Below are 20468 nucleotides of genomic sequence, written 5' to 3'. Positions count from 1 at the left end.
ATCCTCTGTGACACACACCACATAGAGGAGTCCGTATGCCCGCGTCGCACTCATCCACGCTTGTCGGCCGCCTGGAACATTGGGCACAGACCATCCCCACCTCTCCCGCGGTCCAGTATCTGGACCGGTCGCACAGTTGGCGCGAGTGGCACGACCGGATACGGCACCTTACGGGAGCACTCGCGGCGGCCGGGATCGGCGCGGGCGACACCGTCGCGTTCGTCGACAAGAACAACCTCGCCTGCGTCGAGGTGACCTACGCGGCGTCGGCACTGGGCGCGGCCAACGCGATCCCCAATTTCCGCTCGGCCGGAGACGAGCTGGCGTACATCCTCCGCGACTCGAACGCGAAGATTCTGTTCGTCGGAGCCGAGTTCGCCGAGATGATCGCGTCGATCCGGGACCGGCTCGGTACGGTGACGCAGGTGATCGTCGTCGGTGGCGACGGTGACGAGTTCGAGTCGTTTCTCGGATCCGGCGACCCGGCACGGCCACTGCCGGATGTCGAGCCCGATACGACGGCGCTCCTGCTGTACAGCTCCGGAACCACGGGACGCCCGAAGGGGGTTCAGCTGACCCACCGCAACCTCACTGCGCACGCGGAGGCCATGCTCTCGATACTCCCCTTCCACGACCACGACTGCCTGCTCGTGGCGATGCCACTGTTCCACGTCGGAGGTACCTGCTACGCGATCATCGGAATCCACGACGGCCGACGGTGCATCTTCACCCGCGAAGCGGACGCGCAGTCGCTGTTCGGCGGGATTGCGGCTGGCGCGAATGTCGCGTTTCTCGTGCCTCCCGTGATCTCGGGCGTCCTTGCGGCAGGTGACCAGGCGATCGCCGCACTGTCTCGACTGAAGCGCATCACCTACGGCGCAGCTCCGATGCCGCTGCCCTTGTTGCGCGCAGCTCTGGCCGCGTGGCCTGATTCCGAATTCGTGCAGGTATACGGGATGACCGAGCTCGCCGGGGTCATTACCGCACTGATGCCGGAAGTCCACCGCGACCCGACGCAGGAGCGGCGGATGGCGTCGGCGGGAACTCCGATACCCGGCATCGAGATGCGTGTCGTCGATCCGGTCGGTGAGGCCGACGTTCTGGTGGGTTGCGTCGGCGAGTTGTGGTGGCGGTCGGCGCAAACGACACCGGGGTATCTGGGCCGGCCGGACGCGACCGCCGAGGCGATCGTCGAGGGCGGTTGGCTGCGCAGCGGCGACATGGGCCGCGTCGACGAAGGCGGGTTCGTGTTCATCGAGGACCGGCTCAAGGACATGATCATCACAGGCGGCGAGAACGTCTATTGCCCCGAGGTCGAGCGCGTACTGATCGAGCATCCGGCGGTCGCGGAGGTCGCGGTGATCGGAGTGCCCGACGAAAAGTGGGGTGAAGCGGTCAAAGCCGTGGTGGTCCTCACTCCGGACGGGTCGGTCGGCGAGGACGAACTGATCGAGTACGCGCGCGCAGGACTCGCAAAGTTCAAGTGCCCGAGCAGCATAGACATCGTCGGTAACCTCCCCCGCAATTCCACGGGGAAGATCCTCAAGCGCTCGCTTCGCGAACCTTACTGGGACGGGCACGAACGAAGCATCTGAGACCGAGGTCGGGGGCCGGGCGACCGGTCCCCGACCCCGGTCTCGGGGTCCATCCGTTCTACGGGTCGTCCGTCAGCCGACTCGACGCAGCAATGCGGCGAGGGCCTGGCCACCGCCGATGCACATCGTGACGATACCCAGTTCGAGGTCGCGGCGGACCAGGTCCTTGGCGACACGGACGGTCAGGATTGCGCCGGTGGCGCCGACCGGGTGACCGAGCGCGATCGCTCCGCCGTACGGATTGGTCTTGGCGGGGTCGAGCTTCGCGTCGCGGATCACGGCGATTGCCTGCGAGGCGAAGGCCTCGTTCAGTTCGATCGTGTCGATGTCGGACGGTGTCGTGCCGGTCTGCTCGAACAGCTTCGCAAGCGCGTGAGTGGGGGCGTAGCCCATCAGGGACGGATCCATCGCTGCGACGGCGACCGAGTCGATCACCACGGAGCCGGTGAGGCCGCGCTCCTGCGCGACGGACTGCTTTGCCAGCACTACTGCGGCGGCACCGTCGTTGATACCCGAGGCATTGCCTGCGGTCACCGTGCCGTCCTTGATGAACGCCGACCGCAACTTACCGAGCCCTTCGAGGGTGGTCTCGGGCTTGGGATGCTCGTCGGTGGTCACGGTGACCGGCTTGCGTCCACCGACCTCGACCGGAGTGATCTCTTCGGCGAAGGCGGCCTTGGCCGCGGCACTGTCTGCGCGTCGCTGCGATTCGAGGGCGAACTCGTCCTGTTGCTCGCGGGTGACGTTGTACTCGCGGGCGACGTTCTCAGCCGTGACACCCATGTGCTTGCCGCTGAACGGGTCGGTGAGCATGCCGGTGGTGCCGTCGACGAGCTCGCGGTTACCGAGCTTGTAACCGCTCCGGGCGCCGAAGTCGTAGAACGGCATCCGCGACATGTTCTCGTCGCCACCGGCGATGGTGATGTCGGCGCCGCCCCAGTGCATCTGCTGTGCAGCCGACCAGATGGCCTGCAGTCCGGAACCGCACAGGCGGTTGACGGTGAATGCAGGGGTCGATATCGGCAGGTCCGCCGCGAGGGCGACTCGGCGCGCGTTGTATGCGTCGCCACCGACCTGCCCGATGCAGCCCATGACCACTTCGTCGATGTCGCTGCCTGCCACACCGGATCGCTCGAGCGCTGCTCGGACGGCAACCGCGCCGAGTTCGTGAGCGGGGACATCTTTGAACGCGCCGCCGAAGCTTCCCACCGGGGTACGTGCGCCGTCGACGATGACGATCGGGTCCGGAGTGGTCATATCTGAAATCCAATCTGGTCGAACACTCTCGTGTTGGGCTGCCGTGCTGTACACCCCGAACGAAGGCTACGGCACTCAGTGCCGCAGAATCCATTACGCAATGGACTCTCGACCCCGACTATATGGAAGTATCGCTCTCTTTTCCAGAGAATCCGACTTTCATTCGCCGAGTCGGTCAGGGTCGCGAAGGTCGGCTCGCCGGAACCTCTCGACCGCCCGCGGGGTGCCGAGTTCGCTTCGCGCGGCAGGGTGAGACGTGTAGAACTCGAGCATCCGGTGAAGCAGCACCGGGTCGACCGCGTAGCGCCGCGAGTCGATCTCTATGCGCGGTGTCTCCGGGAACCTGTCCAGCCGGAACAGCGCACTGGTGCGGCGACGCGCCCACGCCGCGGTCGGCGTTCCCTCGATCCACGTTTCCGGGTATCCGAAATCCAGTGCCTGTACGCCGGCCACCGACATCCACGGCAGATACGACTCGAACGACCATCCGCGCTGACGAATGCCGTCGGGGCTGAGCACGAGCGCCCCCACCGCCAGGCGACCGAGCGCCACTTCGATCACGAAGGTCACGCACGGCACGCCCAGCAGCGCCAGGACCAGACTCACCCAAGGGATGCCGTTGTTGAACAGGAACACCTCGACGGCGGCGCCCACGGCGAGCGCTGCCGCGCAGCCCACCATCGAAACGAGAGCGACGAAGACCGACATCCGTGAGCGCACCTCGGTCCCCGCGCCGAGACCACCCCGGCGCAGAGTCCGCACCCCCGGGGCACCGCGCCTCGGCCACCAGAACACACATCCGAACGCCGCAGTGAGCAGCATCAGCGCGGAGAGGATCAAGAAGAATCTGGATTCGGGCCCGAAGCCGGAGCCTGCGGACGACAGTCCGCCGACGAAGGCGAGGACACTGACCACGGCTGCCACCACGATCGAGATCGCAGCCCGGGCATTCCACCTGGGCCGCCCCCACTCACCCGGACGCACCAGGCCGTTCGCGTGCTCCTGACGTTCCCCCGAGCCCTGCCCGTTCCGAAGAATCGGCCGTTGCATAGGTACTCCCTTCCGGAGCACCGGAGGCCCCGACGCCTCCGGTGAATGCCGGTCGCGGCCCGACGCTACCGCACCCGACCCCACCGACGAGTACCCCGTCAGGTGCTCAGCACAAAGTCTTGGCACACGCCAGTGTGACAATTACCATACTCACCGGTCAGATAGGGTATTTATCCTGTTCACAGTGCCTTTGAGGGGGGTTGATTCGGTCGTGTCTGCGGAGCCGGAGAATTTTCATGTACGGATGAGTAACACCCTCGCCGATGAACACGACACAATCTGTGACGATTCAGACGAGACCGGAGGAATCTGCATGACCATCCAGCTTGATTCGCCTGGCATCGAGCGCGCCGAAGCAGCATCGTCGGCCAACGACACGGACCTGGGAAGCCTCTTCGACCAGATCCGCGACCTCGACGCCCATATCCTCGAGGCGGTCAAGCGGCGCTCCGAATTGTCCCAGCAGATCGGCGCCGCAGCGAAAGAATCGGGTGAGACCCGCGAAGCACAGTCCAACGAGATGAGCGTGCTCGATCGGTTCGCCGAACTCGGCAACGACGGCAAGACCCTCGCCATGACCCTGCTTCGACTGGGACGTACGCGCCGGTCCTGACCACACTCTCCTGAGCGAGGCCCCCGCACCGATGGTGCGGGGGCCTCGTGCGTAGATGCGCACACCCTCGGTCGACCACGACTATCCGACGATCGCCCGAGACTCGTCCAGTTCGAACTCGGCGAGCGCCCGCCCTGCCAGCGCGGCAACACGCGCGGAGGGAAGCCCGTCATACGCGCTCAGCACGATCGTGACCTGCTCGAGCGGGGACAGAGCTCCGAACAGCACCGTGTCGTCGACGCCGAGATCCGGATGAGGCGGACCACAGTGAGGCCGCTTCGCCTGCAGCAGATACCCGAACCAGTACAGGACGTAGGCACACAATTCGGGCCCCACAGGCTCCCGCCAGGTCGCCGCGGCACGAGCGACCGCCCGATCGAGCAGCGCGGTGTCCACGTCATGACTGCCTGCCAGAAGTCGTGCGCAAGGCGCGAGATCCGGAAGCCGGGCCTCGAGGAGACTGCGCAGTGGCGGTTCGGCACCACGACGACCGGGCGGCAGGTTCCCGCCCGGAACGCCACCGTGGCCGAACCCGCCGACTCCGTCACCCGTATTCGCCGACCAATACATAGCCGCGCTTCTTCCTGTGCCGTTGTGCTGTGCGCCGCGATCGATCACATGTTTCGAGCTGCGATTCGTCGCCCACTTCGACTATCGCCCGAAACGTGTCGAACGTCACACACTGCCGAAATCGGCGTGTCGCGGCGCACGGCACGTGGTGCCGATCAGCGCAGGATGGTCTTGATCTCCAGGAACTCCTCCAGTCCGAAGACGCCGGCCTCACGGCCGATGCCCGACTGCTTGTACCCGCCGAACGGAGCATCGGTGTTGAACGCGCCGCCGTTGATGTAGACCTGGCCGGTGCGGATACGGCGTGCAACGGACTCGGCGCGCGCAGGGTCTCCCGACCACACACCACCCGACAGTCCGTACTCACTGTTGTTGGCGATGCGCACAGCGTCGTCGTCGTCCTTGTAGCCCATGATCGACAACACCGGTCCGAAGATTTCCTCCTTGGCGATGGTCATGTCCTCGGTGACATTGCTGAAGACCGTGGGACCGACGAAGTAGCCCGTGGAGAAGCCGTGCTCGCGCCCGTCGAGGGTCAGTTCGGCGCCCTCGGCCACACCCTTGTCGATGTAGGACAGCACCCGCTTCTGTTGCGTACCGCTCACAAGCGGTCCGAGCTTCGAACCCGGCTCGGACGGGACCCCGACGGTGTAGGCCTTCGCCACCTCGGCGGCGATCGCGGCAGCCTCGGGCAGTCGATCAGCGGGCACGAGCATCCGGGTGAGCGCCGTGCAGGTCTGTCCGGAGTTGAGGAAGCACTTGCCCACGCCCTCGGTGACAGCGGCGGCAAGGTCGGCATCGTCGAGAATGAGGTTCGCCGACTTACCGCCGAGTTCGAGCGCCACCTTCTTCACGGTCTCGGCGGCAACCACCGCGACCCGCTTACCCGCGCGCGTCGACCCGGTGAACGACACCATGTCGACGTCGGGATGCGCGGCGATGGCCTCGCCCACGACAGGGCCGTAACCGCTGACGACGTTGAATACGCCCGGGGGCAAGCCCGCTTCGTCGACGATGTCTGCAAGCGCGTAGGTGATCAGCGGCGCCACTTCGGTGGGCTTGAGGACCACAGTGCATCCGGCTGCCAGCGCCGCAAACACCTTGAGGACCACCTGATGTAGCGGGTAGTTCCACGGGGTGATCGCACCGACGACCCCGATCGGTTCACGCACCACAAGGGCGTTGCCGATCTCCTGGTCGTCGAAATCGTAGGCGCCTGCCAATGCGGCATAGGCGGCGATGTTCTTGAGCGGCATGCCGATCTGCACCGGCTTCGCCAGACTCAGCGGCATCCCCATATCCTGAGACACGGTCGCGGTCAGTGCATCGACACGCTCGTTGGCGAGGGACGAGATCTTCTCCAGGTAAGCCGCGCGCGCAGACCCACTCAGCGACGACCATGCCGGGAACGCCTCATGGGCGGCTGCCACCGCCCGATCGACGTCGGAAGCCACACCGTCCGCGACCTTCGCGATGACCTCTTCGGTGGTGGGATCGACGACCTCGATGTGTCCGGCGCCGTCGGAGTCGACCCATTGCCCGCCGATGTAGATCTTGGTTCGGTCGAGAACTTCACTCATCTGCAACACCCCTGCTCTTCTTCGATACCTGCACGTACGGATCGGACGACGATCGCAGCGTATCCGACCCCTGTGACCTGCGGCACTCACACAGATGCCACCCCGCCTGTGACGCACGACGCGGACCCACGGCCGTAACCTGTGCGCTACAATCGACAACGCTGCTCGCGCGCTCCACTGTCGCAACGCTCGGCGCATTCGGACAAAGACGTCTGTTTTCTGATCTTTGGTCACCGTCGCAGGCACCGGTCTACCCTTGGCGCTTTCCGTGCGTATACGCACGCGCCTTCCGCCGCCGTCGGTCGACTTCGAATCGCCGAGGAGGATGGCCCGTTGACGCATGACGCCGACACCGGATTGTACGACCGCGCGCTCGACAAGAGCAGCTGCGGAGTTGGATTCATCACCCGCAAGGACGGTGTCCAGACCCACGAGATTCTCGTCCGCGCCCACGAAGCGCTGTGCGTGGTCCCCCACCGCGGCGGCATGTCGGCCGAGGGTGTCGGCGACGGCGCAGGCGTCAACGTCGATCTGTCCGTCGACCTCTTCTCTGCTGTCACCGGACATCCCTTGCGCGCGAATGAATTCGGTGTCGGCAATTTCTTCATGCCTGTCGACGGATCCGCACCCGACGCGGAGGCCTTGATCACCGGCGCTCTCACCGCAGCCGGCATCGATGTACTCACCATCCGTGAGGTTCCGGTGGACCACTCCGTGCTTCGTCCGGCCGCCGTGGCACACCAGCTGCCGATCCGGCAGTGGATCTTCCGCCGCCCCGAGAGCTGCTCGTCGGCAGAAGAATTCGATTCCATGCTGCACGAGGTCCTGCTCGCAATCGAATCCCGCGCCTACACCGATCCCGAATCGGCAGGCCTCTATCCGCTGTCGCTGAGCGCGCGAACCCAGGTGCTCAAGGGACGCTTGAACTCTCACGAAGTCATCCCCTACTTCCGCGACCTCGTCGACCCACGACACGCGGTGCACACCCTGTTCTTCCACACCCGCTTCTCGACGAACACCGACCCGCATCCGACGATGGCGCAGCCGTTCCGCCTGATAGCCCACAACGGTGAGCTCAACACCGACCGGAAGAACCGCCTGTTCGAAGGTGCCCAGGCGCGAGCGGCCGGACGCGACATCGTCCGCCCACCCGGCCAATCCGACAGCTGCCGCTTCGACCAGACTCTCGCCGCCCGTGTCGCACCCGGCGATCCGGATCTCGTCACCGCAGTCGTCCAGATGGTTCCTCCCGCATGGGAGAACGATCCGACCGTGTCGCCGCAGGTCCGCGCGATGCTCGAGTTCTTCTCGCTCTACGAGGAGAAGAACGACGGGCCCGCCGCACTCATCTTCGGCAACGGGACCGTCGTGGGCGCGCGGCTCGATCGGCTCGGCCTGCGTCCCCTACGGACCGTAGAAACCGACGAGTATCTCGCCGTCACCTCCGAGGCCGGCCAGTTCGACTTCGCACCCGAAGCGGTGATCCGCCGCGGTCGCATCGAAGCCGGCGGCATGCTGTACTTCGACCACCGCACCGGCAGATCGTACGGAACCGACGAGGCACTCGAGATTCTCGCGGCCCAGCATGATTACCCGACGATGGTCGACGAGGCCCGCCGCAACCTCGATGCGCTGCCCCCGGTCCCGGCCGAGAAAGCCGGTTCGCCGCTGCGGTACAACGGCAACCTCGAGCGCCACCAGCGCTACGTGTCCTACTCACTCAACCAGGAATCGTTCCGGTTCATGCTCGACCCCATGCTCGCGTCGGGTCAGGAACGGATCTCGGCGATGGGCTACGGCAACGCGATCAATGCCCTGTCCGACCAGGAGGGTGGTGTCGCGAAGTACTTCTCCCAGCGATTCGCCCAGGTCACCAATCCTTCGCTCGATTCCATCCGCGAAGCGGACGGGATGACGCTGCGGGTCGCACTCGGCGCACGCCCCGGCAGCGGCGCGCCGTCGGCCGCCCAGATCGTGGTGCCCACCCCGATCCTCACTCACCTCGACATGCTCCGGATCCGCGAGCAGTCCGAGACACCGGTGCAGCGTTTCGAGATGCTGTACTCCCCGGTGTTCGACGACACCGAAGCGAACTCTGCAGCGCTCGCCGCCGCCGTGGACGAGGCCGCATCCAGCATCGCCGAATTCGCACGTGACACAGGCGGTATCGCTGTCCTGACCGATCGTCACGTGTCGACCGATCGTGCGCCGCTGCCGATGATCCTCACGGTCGCGGCCGTCAATCAGCGACTCATCGACGACGGCGTGCGTCTCCGGGTGTCCGTGGTCGTCGAATCCGGCCAGTTGTTCTCGTCGCATCACATCGCGGCTACCCTCGGTTTCGGTGCTGCCTCCGTCTACCCGCTGACAGTGCAGATGCGTGCCGAAGAGAAATTCAGCGACGACGCCGACGCAGCGTTCCTGAAGTTCCGCAAGGCCGCAGAGAAGTCGCTCATGAAGACGATGGGTCGCGTGGGGCTGTGCACCGTCGAGTCGTACATCGGCGGCGAGTTCTTCGAACCGAGTTACCTCGACACCGACGACGAGGTGCTGCGCCGCTGGTTTCCGAACGTCAAGACTCCGGTCGGCGGCGTCGGATTCGACACCATTGCACAAGCCGTCGCCGACTGGCACCGCCACGCCCTGAACGTGCAGGGTGAGACCGACGTGCCGTTGCTCGGCCTGTTCAAGGAGCGCGCCGAAGGCGCAGGCCACTCGTTCGGCACTGCGGCGGTACGCGGATTCGTCGACATGACCGAGGAAGCGGTGGCCCTGCCGGTCGAGCAGACCGGCGAAGCCGACCTGACCGACGCACTGCGCCTGCTTCCCCTGCACCGTCTGTCCGACGCACACGGCCTCGACGACGACGCATACCGCTACGGCGGGTTCCGCGCGCTCACCCCGGCCGAGATCGACGCATTCGACATCACCCCCGGCTATCGCGCCTTCGCGCGCACAATCGCCGATGAGCGCATGCACCGCCCGGCCGCGCTGCGCGACGTACTCGCATTGCCCGCCGACATCACCTACCTCACAACCGCCGACGACTTCCGGCGCGAAATGGGCCGGTTCGCCCGGCACGGCAACAACTCCATGCTGGTGCGCGGGCTCTCGGCGTCCCGCGTCGGCGACACCGAGTTCGTGCTGCGTCTGACCGGCCCGTTGGCCGACGATCACACTCGCCCCGAGGCGCTCGCGCAGTCGCTCGTCGCTCGGTTCGGCGACGCGATCATCCGATACCGCTGCTACGGCGACACGCTCACCGTGCAGGCGCTGGGGCAGGCTGCCGACTACCTCGGACAGATCCGGCAGGCGCCGCAGAGCCTGCGCCTCGACCGGATCCAGCCGGCCCACGAGATCACCCGCACCCTCGCGTCGGGTGCGATGAGTCACGGCGCGCTCAATTCCAATGCCCACGAGGCTGTCGCGCACGGCACCAACATGGTCGGCGGCATGTCGAACTGTGGTGAGGGCGGCGAGCACATTTCCCGCTACGGCACCATCCGCGGCTCGCGGATCAAGCAGTTCGCGTCGGGTCGCTTCGGGGTGTGGGCCGGGTACCTGGCCGATCCGATGCTCGAGGAGATCGAGATCAAGATTGCACAGGGCGCCAAGCCGGGTGAGGGCGGTCAGCTGCCCGCGAAGAAGGTCACCGTCGAGATCGCCGCGGCGCGCGGCGCGACTCCGGGCGTCGAACTGGTCTCGCCTCCCCCACACCACGACACGTACTCGATCGAAGATCTCGCGCAGCTCATCCACGACGCCAAAGCAGCCCGCGTGCGGGTGGTCGTCAAACTCGTCTCGTCGGAGGGCATCGGCACCATCGCGGTCGGCGTCGCCAAGGCCGGGGCCGACGTCATCAACGTTGCCGGTAACACCGGTGGCACAGGTGCGGCCTCGGTGACCTCGCTCAAGTATGCCGGTCGATCCGCCGAGATCGGTGTCGCCGAGGTCCACCAAGCACTGTGCGCGAACGGATTGCGCGACAAGGTGATCCTTCGCTGCTCCGGCGCCCACCAGACCGCCTCCGACGTCCTGACCTCCGCGTTGCTCGGTGCCGACAGCTTCGAGTTCGGCACCACCGCGCTGATGATGCTCGGTTGTGTCATGGCGAAGAACTGCAACGTCAAATGTCCCGCGGGACTGACCACCAATCCCGAGATGTTCAACGGCGATCCTCGGGCGATGGCGCAGTACCTGCTCAACATCGCGCACGAGACCCGAGAGTTGCTCGCGCGCTTGGGCCTGCAGTCGCTGGGCGACGCGCGCGGCCGATCCGACCTGCTGCACCTGCTCGATCATCCGTCGAGCGTCGGTGAGCTGGACCTGCGTGCAATGCTCGCGGTGGTTCCCGAAATCCACATAGACCAGCCGGTATACCTCGAGAAGGACTACTCCCTCGACGACGAATGGATCGCCCAGGTCCGCGATGCGCTCGAACACGACAACGCGCTCACGGTGGCGCTCGGCAACGGCGTGCGCCTGACCAACAACAACAAGAGCGTCGGCGCGCAGCTCGCGATCGACATCGAGCGCATGCTCAACCACGAACAGATCGGCCACACCGCTGCCATGCTGTCCGACGAGCGCGGACGCCGCTGGCTGCGCGACGGCACGGTCGATCTCACCACCACCGGCTCGGCGGGCCTGTCGTTCGGGGCGTTCTGCAACGACGGCATGGTGCTCCGCCACACCGGCACTGCCAACGATGGTGTCGGCAAGGGCCAGTGCGGCGGGCAGATCGTGATCTCCTCGCCCGGCGGCGGCACGAACGACCGCGGTGGCAATGTACTGATCGGCAATTTCGCGCTGTTCGGAGCCACCGGTGGTCGCTTGTTCGTCCAAGGCGAGGCCGGTGACCGCTTCGCTGTCCGCAATTCCGGGGCGACCGCCGTCGTCGAGGGTGTCGGCGACTTCGCCTGTGAGTACATGACCAACGGTGCCGTGCTCAACATCGGTGGGTTCGGGAAGGGTGTCGGCAACGGCATGTCGGGCGGCTTCGTCTACCAGTACGACCCGCACGGCCTGCTCGCGGGCAAGGCCAGCGCGGACTCGATCGTGCTCGGCTCCATCACCGGCGACGACCCTCAGGCCACGATCCACAATGCGACCGTGCTGCGCTTGCTGCACCTGCACGTCGAGGCCAGCGGATCCGAGAAGGCCCGATTCCTGATCGACAACTGGCAGGTCGAGCAGCAGCACTTCGCCTACGGTATGCCGCGGGCGCTGCTGCAGTACCAGGATTTCGACGAGATCCTCGCCTCCTCGACCCGCAAGGAACTCGCGAGCGAGGTTGCGGCAGCACTCGTCGCGCACCAAGTGCGCAAGTTCAAACAGAGCTACCGTTCCGGGGATCCCGTCGTGGACGGTGTGACACCGGATGGCACCGATACCGAAGCGATGTACGCGCTGCTCAACAACTACACGGTGCTTGCCGCCGCGCAGGCGATGGCACTGCAGAAGGTGCCGGGCGCAGCCGGAGCCGACGACCCCGCGGTCCGGAAGGCTGCACGAAACTTGCTGCTCACCGAGGACTTCTTCCTCATCAGCAGACTCGAGCGCTTTGCGCTGGAGGCGATTTCGAGCTACACCGATCTACAGCTGGCCGCACTCGTCGCCGACAAGCGTCTCACCGACTACAAGCGGGCGCTCGCACTGCGCAACGTCCGGTCGGTCGATGCGCCGGGCACCTACGGGTGGATCCTGTGGCAGAACCGCAAGAATCTCGACATCGCCGGTGATCTGCCCGGCTACGAGGAACTGTTTGCCCGCCACGCTGTGCCCGGCCTCGTTGCCCCGACCCTCGGAGTTCCCGCATGACCGCGCCGTTCATCCCCACCGACGCCCCGTTCACCCCCGACCAGCGTTCCTGGCTGGCCGGCTTCCTCGCGGGCATGCAGACCCGCCTGTTCTCCGGTGATCCCGCCAACGACGTCGGAATCACCGGTACGGCCCCCACACTGCACGTGCTGTACGGGTCGCAGACCGGCAATGCCGAATCCATTGCCGACGATGCCGCTGCCACGGCCCGCACTCACGGATTCGCGCCCGTCGTCTCTGCTCTCGACGACGTCGACATCGCCGCGTTCACGGAGTTTCGCCGAGTCCTGATCGTCACGTCCACCTATGGCGAGGGTGAGATGCCCGACAACGCCGAACTGTTCTGGGATGCACTGTCGGCCGAATCCGCGCCGCGACTCGACGGTATGGACTTCGCGGTGTTCGCTCTCGGCGACACCGGGTACGACGGGTTCTGCCAGGCAGGCAAGCTGATCGACATGCGGCTGGAGCAACTCGGAGCCACTCGCATCGTGCCGCGAGTCGACTGCGACGTCGAGTTCGAGGATGTTGCCGCAGCCTGGATCGCCGAGACTCTGCCCCTCGTCGCGGCCGTCGAAGGCATCAATGGTGACGGTGTCGCCGCTGCTTCGGCAGAGCCCTCACCGGCACGAGCGAAGGCACAGTGGACGCGGAAGAATCCCTTTCCTGCCACTCTCACCGTCAACCGTGTGCTCTCGGGTGAAGGCTCCGCGAAAGAGATCCGGCACTTCGAGTTCGCACTTGCCGACTCCGGGATCGAGTACGAGGCAGGCGACGCACTGAATGTAGTTCCGGTCAACGACGCCGGACTCGTGCAGTCGTTGGTCGACGCGCTCGGGCTCGATGGTGCGACGATCCCCGACGGTCACGACGAGAGCCTCGAGCATCTTCTGATGTACCGGTACGAGATCACCGCGCCGAACGTCGACCTGCTCGAAGCGGTCGAAGAACGCACGGGCAACGAGGAACTCACCTACGTGCTGCGCCACGGCGACAAGGCCGCTCTCGACGAATGGCTCTGGGGCCGGGACATTCTCGATATTCTGTCGCTGAAACCCACTCCTGCCTTCTCATCGGAGGAGCTTCTCTCGGTCCTCAAACCGCTGCAGCACCGTGCCTATTCGATCTCGTCGAGCCCTCTCTACGCCGACGGATCGGTGCACCTGACGGTCGCGGCCGTGCGCTACGGCACCGATGACCGTGAACGCCGGGGGGTGTGCTCGACGTTCCTGTCCGACCGCGCCGCCGAGAACCCGGTCGGGATCTTCGTGACGAAGAACAAGTCGTTTCGTGTTCCGTCCGACGACACCGCTCCGATGATCATGGTCGGTCCGGGCACAGGTATCGCCCCGTTCCGCGGATTCCTGCAGGAACGCCGCGCCCGCGGCGCCACCGGGAAGAACTGGCTGCTGTTCGGTGACCAGAGGCGCAGCTGCGACTACATCTACGAGGACGAACTCGCGGATTTCGTCGAGTCCGGGCTGCTCACCCGCCTCGACCTGGCATTCTCCCGCGACCAGGCTCAGAAGATCTACGTCCAGACCCGGATGAAGGAGCACGGCGCCGAACTGTTCACGTGGCTCGAGGAGGGCGGCCATTTCTACATCTGCGGTGACGCATCGCGGATGGCGAAGGATGTCGATGTCGCACTCCACGAGATCGTTGCCGAGCACGGCAGCATGAGTGGGGAACAGGCTGCCGAATACATCACCGCGCTCAAGCGCGAGAAACGGTACGTGCGCGACGTCTACTGACACGCACCATGGCCGAATGTCACCCTCATACACTCGAAGTGCACGAGGGTGACATTCGGCCATGTCGCCTCGGCAGATCAGCAGCCGGGCACTGCGCTACCGTCGCCCTGGATCGCAAGCAGCGTGCAGAACGTGACAGCAGAGACCTTCCACTGACCATCCTCGAGCAGCGCTTCACCCGACTGGTCGGGGAGGACGGGTGCGCCGTTCATCAGCAGGGTCCACGAGACCGTGGCAGCATCATCTCCCGCGCTCATCACGCCTTCCACCGTCGCAGTGGTCGCCGTTGCCTGCGGATCTGCTGCCATCCCCTGCAGGGCGGGGAGGAACTCGTCACCGTTCTCGACGAGGCCTGCGCGGGTCTCGGGCGGGGTCGTTCCGTCGAAGAATGCGACCCAGGCATCGGTGACGGCCTGCGTCGTCTCCGCGTCGGCAGCGCCCCCTGCAGCTTCCGACGTCTCCGCCTCGGTCGTCCCGTCGGCGTCCGTCGTGGCGGTGGCGACGGTGGTCGATGTCGTGTCGTCGGTCCCGTCCGACGAATCGTCGCTACTGCAACCGACGACTCCGGCGAGAGCAACGGCGGCGATTCCGGCGACCGCCAATGCCCGACGGATGGAATGTGTGCGCACTAGGTGTTCCTTTCGAAGGGTGGACCTTCGTCCACGTGGATGGTGCAGACGAGTCAGGGTGTGGTGGGGTCTGCGGGGAGTCGCTCACTGAGCCGAGCAAACTCGTACGACTGGCGGGCCAGCCAGAACCTCAGGAATCCTGTGATCGAATACCTCAGGAAAACAGCGGATCCCACGATGCCGACGCCGATACCGAGCAACGCGATGATGATGGCGTCGCGCTGAACGAGCGCGTCGGAGGTGTTGTGCGACATGAGGTACGCCACGATCGTCAACACCGGACCGAGAATCATCAGCGCAACACCGAGTTTCAACCACAGCCCGGACCGGCCGGCAGCCGGATCGGGGATCTTCAGTTCGGTCAACTCGCGTGCGAACTTGTCGGCACGTGTTTCCGTGGCGGTCATGATGCACTTCCTAGGTAGAGGGACGCGAGCTCGTCGCCGAGTTCGTCCGGTGGGCCTTCGATCTGGATTTCGCCGCGGACGAGCACCGCGGCGTGGTCGGCGGTATGCAGCACCGCGGTGGCGAACTGTTCGACCACCAACACCGCGACCCCCTGCCGCGCGGCCTCGGCGACGTGCTCGTACAGTTCGGCCACGATCCGCGGCGCCAACCCCATCGACAGCTCGTCGAGCATGAGTACTGCCGGATCGGTGGCCAGCCCGCGTGCCAGCGCGAGCATCTGCTGTTCGCCGCCGGACATCGTTCCCGCCGTCTGGGATACGCGCTTCCCGAGGATCGGGAACCGCGTGTAGGCAACCTCCTCGATCTCCTCGATCGAGCGGCCCGTGAACGTCATCATCACGAGGTTCTCGCGGACGGTGAGGTTGGGAAAGACTCCGCGCCCCTCGGGAATCAGGCAGACGCCGATCCGGGCGAGTTCGCGCGGCGAGACACCTGTCATGTCCCGGCCACCGAGCAGTAGCTGGCCCGAACTGACGGGATGGGCGCCACACGCGACGCGCAGTGTCGTGGTCTTGCCCGCACCGTTGGGGCCGAGCAGCGCCACGATCTGCCCTGGCATCACGCTCACGTTCACGCTGCGCAGCACAGTGATCTTCCCGTAGGCGGCGGAGACGTCGCACAGTTCGAGAATGGGGTTCATGTCGCTCCCAGGTACGCGGTGATGACTCGTTCGTCGCTACGAACCTCGTCGGGTGTGCCGACGCTGATGATCTTTCCGAGGTCGAGCACGTGGACGGTGTCGCACACCTCCATCACCAGTTCCATGTCGTGCTCGACGAGGAGCACCGCTACGCCGTCGTCGGCGACTGTGCGCAGCAGTGCAGAGAAGCGTTCGGTTTCTTCGCGGTCCTGGCCGGCGGCTGGTTCGTCGAGGAGAAGAACGCTGGGCTTCGCTGCCAGGGCCCGTCCCACCTCGACGAGACGTCCCATGCCGGTGGACAGCGCATCCGCAGTCGTGCCGGCGATACTGCGCAGATCGAGACGGTCGAGTAGTCCGTCGACAACCGCGGACGCCATCTTCCGGTCGGGACCCATCTCGGCCGCGACGAGGAGGTTGTCTCGGACACTGAGCCGCCCGAACAGTTCGAGTCGTTGGAAGGTCCGGGACATCCCGAGCCGTGCGCGACGGGCAGGACCGAGTTTGGTGATCTCGCGACCGCCGAGGGCGACACTGCCGTGCACAGGCTTGCGCAGCCCTGAAATCACATCGAACAGCGTGCTTTTTCCTGCTCCGTTGGGGCCTATCAGTCCGGTGACATGCCCGGGCTCGGCCCGCAGGCCGACACCGTCGAGAGCTCTGCGTCCCCCGAATGCCACCGTGACGTTCTCAACCTCGAGTTGCGATGGCACGATCGAGCACCTCCTCGTCGTTCTCGTCCCACGGGCGTTGCAGTCCCCACCACTCGACGGGTATCTCCCGCTCCGAATCCGTCCGGGAGACTCGACTCGCGCCCCATCCGAACGCAACCGCTGCCGCGATCGCGATCCCGGCGACGAGCACGTAGCCGTTGATCAGGTCTGCGAGCCGCAGCATCCACAGCGCGACGACGGCCACCGCGAGCAACCCCATTGCGAGCGGATTGCGCAATGCACTGTCGAAACGTTCCCGCAGGGAGGGCACGACGCCGTCGTCGACCGAGCCCGATCCGTATGCGAGTCCGGCCAATGCCGGGAGGGTCTGCACGAAATTCTGTGTCGCGGGTATCAGTGCGACCAGTGCGTTCATCGGTCCCGCAATCATCGCGCCGGTGAACAGGCCGTTGCCGACGACACCGAGGCCACCCACCACCGCGATCAGGAAGATGCCGAGACCCGCCACGAAGTTGAACTGTTCGGGTGCCACCGCTTGGAGCTGCATCCCGTACAGCGCCCCGCCGAGTCCCGCGATCGCAGCCGAGATCGCGAACACCGATGTCTTCATGAGAAGCAGGCTTCCACCGAAGGTTGCGTACGCGGTTTCACTGTCGCGCAATGCAATCAGACGGCGCCCCAGCTTCCCCCGTCGAACAGCTGCGACGAAGGCGGTCACCAGTGCCAGGCATACGGCCGCGAACACCGTCAGCTCTGCTGTGCTGTCGAGACGGAATCCGAACAGGCTGGGTCCGACCAGGTTCGCGGATCCCATGTTGAAGAAGGCGAACTCTCTGCCGAATATCTCGAGTGACGCCATCGGGAAGATCCACCGGTCGAGTACCACGGCGATGGCACCGGTCCCCAGCGCCAGATACACACCGGACAGTCGAAGCGCGGGCAGCGCCACGAGCGCACCGATCGCACCCGCGACAAGCATCGCGAGGGGTATCGCCCACCATTGACCGTCTGCACCGAAGTTGGCGCACACGACGGCACCGATTCCCGCGATTCCCAATTGGGCCAGCGAGATCTGCCCGGCGTAGCCGATGAGCGGCACCATCGACACGGCGATCACACCGAACGCGAAGATCTGGCCGTAGGTGATCAGGTCTCCTTCACCGAGCACCGTGGCAAGCATGAGACCGAACATCACGATGATCACAGCGAATACGATCGTGCCCCGCACGGTGGGAACCGGAACCTGGGTGAGATTGCGTTCGCGCCCGCGCAGTTTCCGGTGCGGGAAGATGAGCAGTGCTATCAACAGCAGGATCGCCGGCGCTGCGAGTCGAAGTCCCGGCAGATACTCGTTCTGCGGCAGATAGCCGGCAAGATAGGCCTCCATACATCCGACGACGATCGCGCCGACGAACGTCATGGGCAGGCTCGTCAATCTGCCGAAAATCGCGGCCGCATACGCACTGACGATCAACAGCGACAGTTGCATTGCGTCCAGCGACACCATCGAGGCGATCAGGACCCCACCGAGAGCCGCAAGCATGGTTCCTACCACCCAGGCGACCCTGTTGGCGCGCACCGGATTCGCTCCGGTCAGACCGACGAGCGCACGGTCGTCGACGGTGGCCCGCATCTCGACTCCGGTGCGGGTGTTGAACAGCAGAACGCGGAGGGCGAGCGCCACCGCTATGGCAATCACCATCGTGATTGCCTGATGCCAGCTGACCGTTGCCGAACCGATGTGGAACGGTGCTCGGTCGGCAAAGAAGCTCGGCAGCGACCGCGGTTCCATCGGGTCCCAGATCCACCGAGCAAGCGCGATGAGCCCGCTCAGCAGCGCAATCGTCATCACCAGCTTCTCGGCATCGCCGAGCCCCTGAACGGGCCGCATCAGCAATTCGACGAGTATCCCGAACAGCGGCGCCAGCACCAGCAGAATGACAGGCAGCGCAAGCCATACGGGCCATCCCCAACCGACACTGAGCTGCCAGTAGGCGAACGCTGCCATCATTCCTGTCGCGCCGTGTGCAAAGTTGAAGACACCGGTGGTGGCGTAGGTGACCACCAACCCGCTGCTGATGATCGCGTAGATTGCGGCCGTCGACAGTCCGACTACACCGAATGCGATGAACTGGTCCATCATTCGAGGTCGTTCATACTCTTGCCGACATCGGCGAGGGACAACGGCGGAGTCGATGTACCCTCAGAGAGCTCACGCGCAGGGATGTCGCATCGATAGAGGCCGTTGTCGGGCCCGAAGTCTGCGGGTTCCCACCCATCGGACGTCGCACGCTCGACGTTGAAGCAAGGCTGCGGCGGGAGCGGTTCCGCCAGATCGTTGGCGACATGAAGCCCTCCGCCGGTCCACGCAGTTTCTTCACGTGCGTTCTCGTAGAGGCACTTTCGTGTCAGGTCGTCGCCACAGGCTGTGGCCGCTTTCGCGAAGAGCAGCCACGAGGACCACGCGCGCATCGCGGGAAGTGTGATCTGACTTCCGGGCGCGTACTCGTCGAACAACGCCTTCAGTTCTTCGACCGCAGGCTCATCGCTCTCGAGTGGAGCGACACCGCTGAGGTCGACGACGTTGTTCTGGAAGTCCGCAGACCTGCCCAACAACTGGATGAACTGATCGTTGTACGCGTTGTTGTTGGCGTCGATCCAGTCGAGCTTGTAGTCCATGTTGGTGAGGGACTCTTCGAGCTTGGAAAGCGAGTCGAACGTGCCGAGGAAGACCAGGCCGCGGACACCGCTGGACTTGATGGCCTGCGCATAGGGAGTCCAGTCCGTCACGCCCGACAGTGGGAACAGCTCGTCGTAGACGATGGTGGCACCGAGGTCGACGAGTGTCTCCCGGTTGATGTCGCCGATCAGCTTGGAGACCGCGGCATCGCCGTTCAGCATGCCGATGGCGCCCTTCGATTCCGGGTATGCCTCGTCCATCAGCCAGGTACGAATACCGGCGTAGTTGTCGTACCCGGGAATCTTCGAAGGTGATGCCGCAACCTCGAGGTCGGCGCCAGCGGACTTCTCCTGCACGGCCTGGGCGGGGAAGCTCGGCAGCAGGCACTCGAGCCGCGTTTCGACACCGAGCCCGTCGAGTGCTGCACCACCCCCGACCAGGGCGAAGTCGTCGCGGCACGCCTCGATCATCCGCTGGCGCGGCTCCATAAGTTTGGAATCGCGCGTATTGGCGATGAGCTCACGACCGTTGATTCCACCGGCCTCGTTGCACCACGAGGTGAACACCTTTGCGGTGTCGACGAATTCGGAGTTCTTGGTGAATCCGATGTCGGAGAACACTCCGACCTCGATCGAATCGGCGGTCACGCCTTGGGCCGAGGCCGTGGACGCATCGCCCGGGCCGCATACTTCGGTCAGGTCGCCGAAGTTCGCTGTCGCTGTCGAGTCCGACTGGCCTGAGCCCGAGTCGATCTCCTCTGCGCCTTCTCTGCCACCACATCCGGTCGCGAGTACTGCGAGAGCCGCGAACGCCACAACCACCTTGTGTAATTTCAAATTGGAGTCCTTCATCCGGGCCGTCGCCGGCCGTGTCGATGATTCGGGCTATCCCCACGCCCGGAGAATCTCAGGGAGAGTGCCCCATCGACAGAACGAATCGATGCCACTCACCGCGCGTTGCTCAGAAATGCTGCCGTTTCGACCCCTCTGCCCCGTAGTCCCCCCGACCACATCGAGCGCGTCCGATCCGCGATCGACTCACATATGGTGCAACTCACATACTCGATTGTCAATAACGCAATTCTCATTCTTGAAATACGTTATTTCGCGGTGGATAAACTTTCCCTATGGGTATGTTTTCG

14 protein-coding genes are annotated in these 20468 nt (G+C 65.1%); 4 read left to right on the top strand and 10 right to left on the bottom strand.

The annotated features are described in order from the left end of the window. Nucleotides 1-35 precede the first annotated feature (35 nt). Nucleotides 36-1595, top strand: coding sequence for a long-chain-fatty-acid--CoA ligase (locus tag HCA61_RS19310; RefSeq protein WP_169689807.1), 1560 nt, complete (start codon nt 36-38; stop codon nt 1593-1595). Nucleotides 1596-1667: 72 nt separating this feature from the next. Here HCA61_RS19310 and HCA61_RS19305 read toward each other — a convergent pair whose 3' ends face one another. Both HCA61_RS19305 and HCA61_RS19300 read right to left on the bottom strand, forming a co-directional pair. Then, complete coding sequence (locus HCA61_RS19305; RefSeq protein ID WP_169689806.1) at nt 1668-2852, bottom strand: thiolase family protein; 1185 nt, start codon at nt 2850-2852, stop codon at nt 1668-1670. A gap of 159 nt (nt 2853-3011) precedes the next feature. After that, on the bottom strand, nt 3012-3902 hold the full coding sequence (locus tag HCA61_RS19300) for a hypothetical protein (RefSeq protein WP_240959834.1): 891 nt from the start codon (nt 3900-3902) through the stop codon (nt 3012-3014). Between the two features lie 313 nt (nt 3903-4215). Between HCA61_RS19300 and HCA61_RS19295 the strand changes: the two genes are divergently transcribed. Next, on the top strand, nt 4216-4515 hold the full coding sequence (locus HCA61_RS19295) for a chorismate mutase (protein ID WP_169689805.1): 300 nt from the start codon (nt 4216-4218) through the stop codon (nt 4513-4515). An 81-nt stretch (nt 4516-4596) separates the two neighbouring features. On the opposite strand, the gene HCA61_RS19290 is transcribed toward HCA61_RS19295, so the two are convergent. Together HCA61_RS19290 and HCA61_RS19285 are read right to left on the bottom strand one after the other, a co-directional pair. After that, the gene (locus HCA61_RS19290) at nt 4597-5085 is read right to left on the bottom strand and encodes a hypothetical protein (protein WP_240959832.1); all 489 of its coding nucleotides are present in this window, start codon (nt 5083-5085) and stop codon (nt 4597-4599) included. A gap of 155 nt (nt 5086-5240) precedes the next feature. Continuing rightward, nucleotides 5241-6665 (bottom strand): aldehyde dehydrogenase family protein, encoded by a 1425-nt coding sequence (locus HCA61_RS19285; RefSeq protein ID WP_169689804.1) that lies wholly within the window; start codon nt 6663-6665, stop codon nt 5241-5243. A gap of 333 nt (nt 6666-6998) precedes the next feature. On the opposite strand from HCA61_RS19285, the gene HCA61_RS19280 reads away from it, so the two are divergent. Both HCA61_RS19280 and HCA61_RS19275 read left to right on the top strand, forming a co-directional pair. Then, nucleotides 6999-12485: a glutamate synthase-related protein gene (locus HCA61_RS19280; RefSeq protein ID WP_169689803.1), complete on the top strand. Its 5487-nt coding sequence runs from the start codon at nt 6999-7001 to the stop codon at nt 12483-12485. Continuing rightward, nucleotides 12482-14239, top strand: a complete 1758-nt coding sequence (locus HCA61_RS19275) for a sulfite reductase flavoprotein subunit alpha (protein WP_169689802.1) — start codon at nt 12482-12484, stop codon at nt 14237-14239. Before HCA61_RS19280 ends, HCA61_RS19275 begins: the two co-directional genes overlap by 4 nt. A gap of 77 nt (nt 14240-14316) precedes the next feature. Here HCA61_RS19275 and HCA61_RS19270 read toward each other — a convergent pair whose 3' ends face one another. Genes HCA61_RS19270 through HCA61_RS19245 form a run of 6 tightly spaced genes read right to left on the bottom strand, consistent with a single transcriptional unit; the run spans nt 14317 to nt 20178 of the window. After that, nucleotides 14317-14868, bottom strand: coding sequence for a hypothetical protein (locus HCA61_RS19270; protein ID WP_346777606.1), 552 nt, complete (start codon nt 14866-14868; stop codon nt 14317-14319). A gap of 53 nt (nt 14869-14921) precedes the next feature. Next, a complete protein-coding gene (locus HCA61_RS19265) occupies nt 14922-15275 on the bottom strand; it encodes a hypothetical protein (protein WP_169689801.1) in 354 nt (117 codons plus the stop codon). Then, complete coding sequence (locus HCA61_RS19260; RefSeq protein WP_169689800.1) at nt 15272-15976, bottom strand: ABC transporter ATP-binding protein; 705 nt, start codon at nt 15974-15976, stop codon at nt 15272-15274. Before HCA61_RS19260 ends, HCA61_RS19265 begins: the two co-directional genes overlap by 4 nt. After that, entirely contained in the window at nt 15973-16686 is a 714-nt protein-coding gene (locus HCA61_RS19255; protein WP_169689799.1) for an ABC transporter ATP-binding protein, read from the bottom strand. The genes HCA61_RS19260 and HCA61_RS19255 overlap by 4 nt, the downstream gene beginning before the upstream one ends. Further along, the gene (locus HCA61_RS19250; protein WP_169689902.1) at nt 16664-18787 is read right to left on the bottom strand and encodes an ABC transporter permease; all 2124 of its coding nucleotides are present in this window, start codon (nt 18785-18787) and stop codon (nt 16664-16666) included. Before HCA61_RS19250 ends, HCA61_RS19255 begins: the two co-directional genes overlap by 23 nt. Further along, nucleotides 18787-20178, bottom strand: a complete 1392-nt coding sequence (locus HCA61_RS19245) for an ABC transporter substrate-binding protein (RefSeq protein ID WP_169689798.1) — start codon at nt 20176-20178, stop codon at nt 18787-18789. The genes HCA61_RS19250 and HCA61_RS19245 overlap by 1 nt, the downstream gene beginning before the upstream one ends. Between the last annotated feature and the right edge of the window lie 290 nt (nt 20179-20468).

Source organism: Rhodococcus sp. HNM0563 (assembly GCF_012726195.1).
Classification (GTDB): Bacteria; Actinomycetota; Actinomycetes; order Mycobacteriales; family Mycobacteriaceae; genus Rhodococcus.
This window is presented reverse-complemented; position numbering and strand designations above follow the sequence as displayed.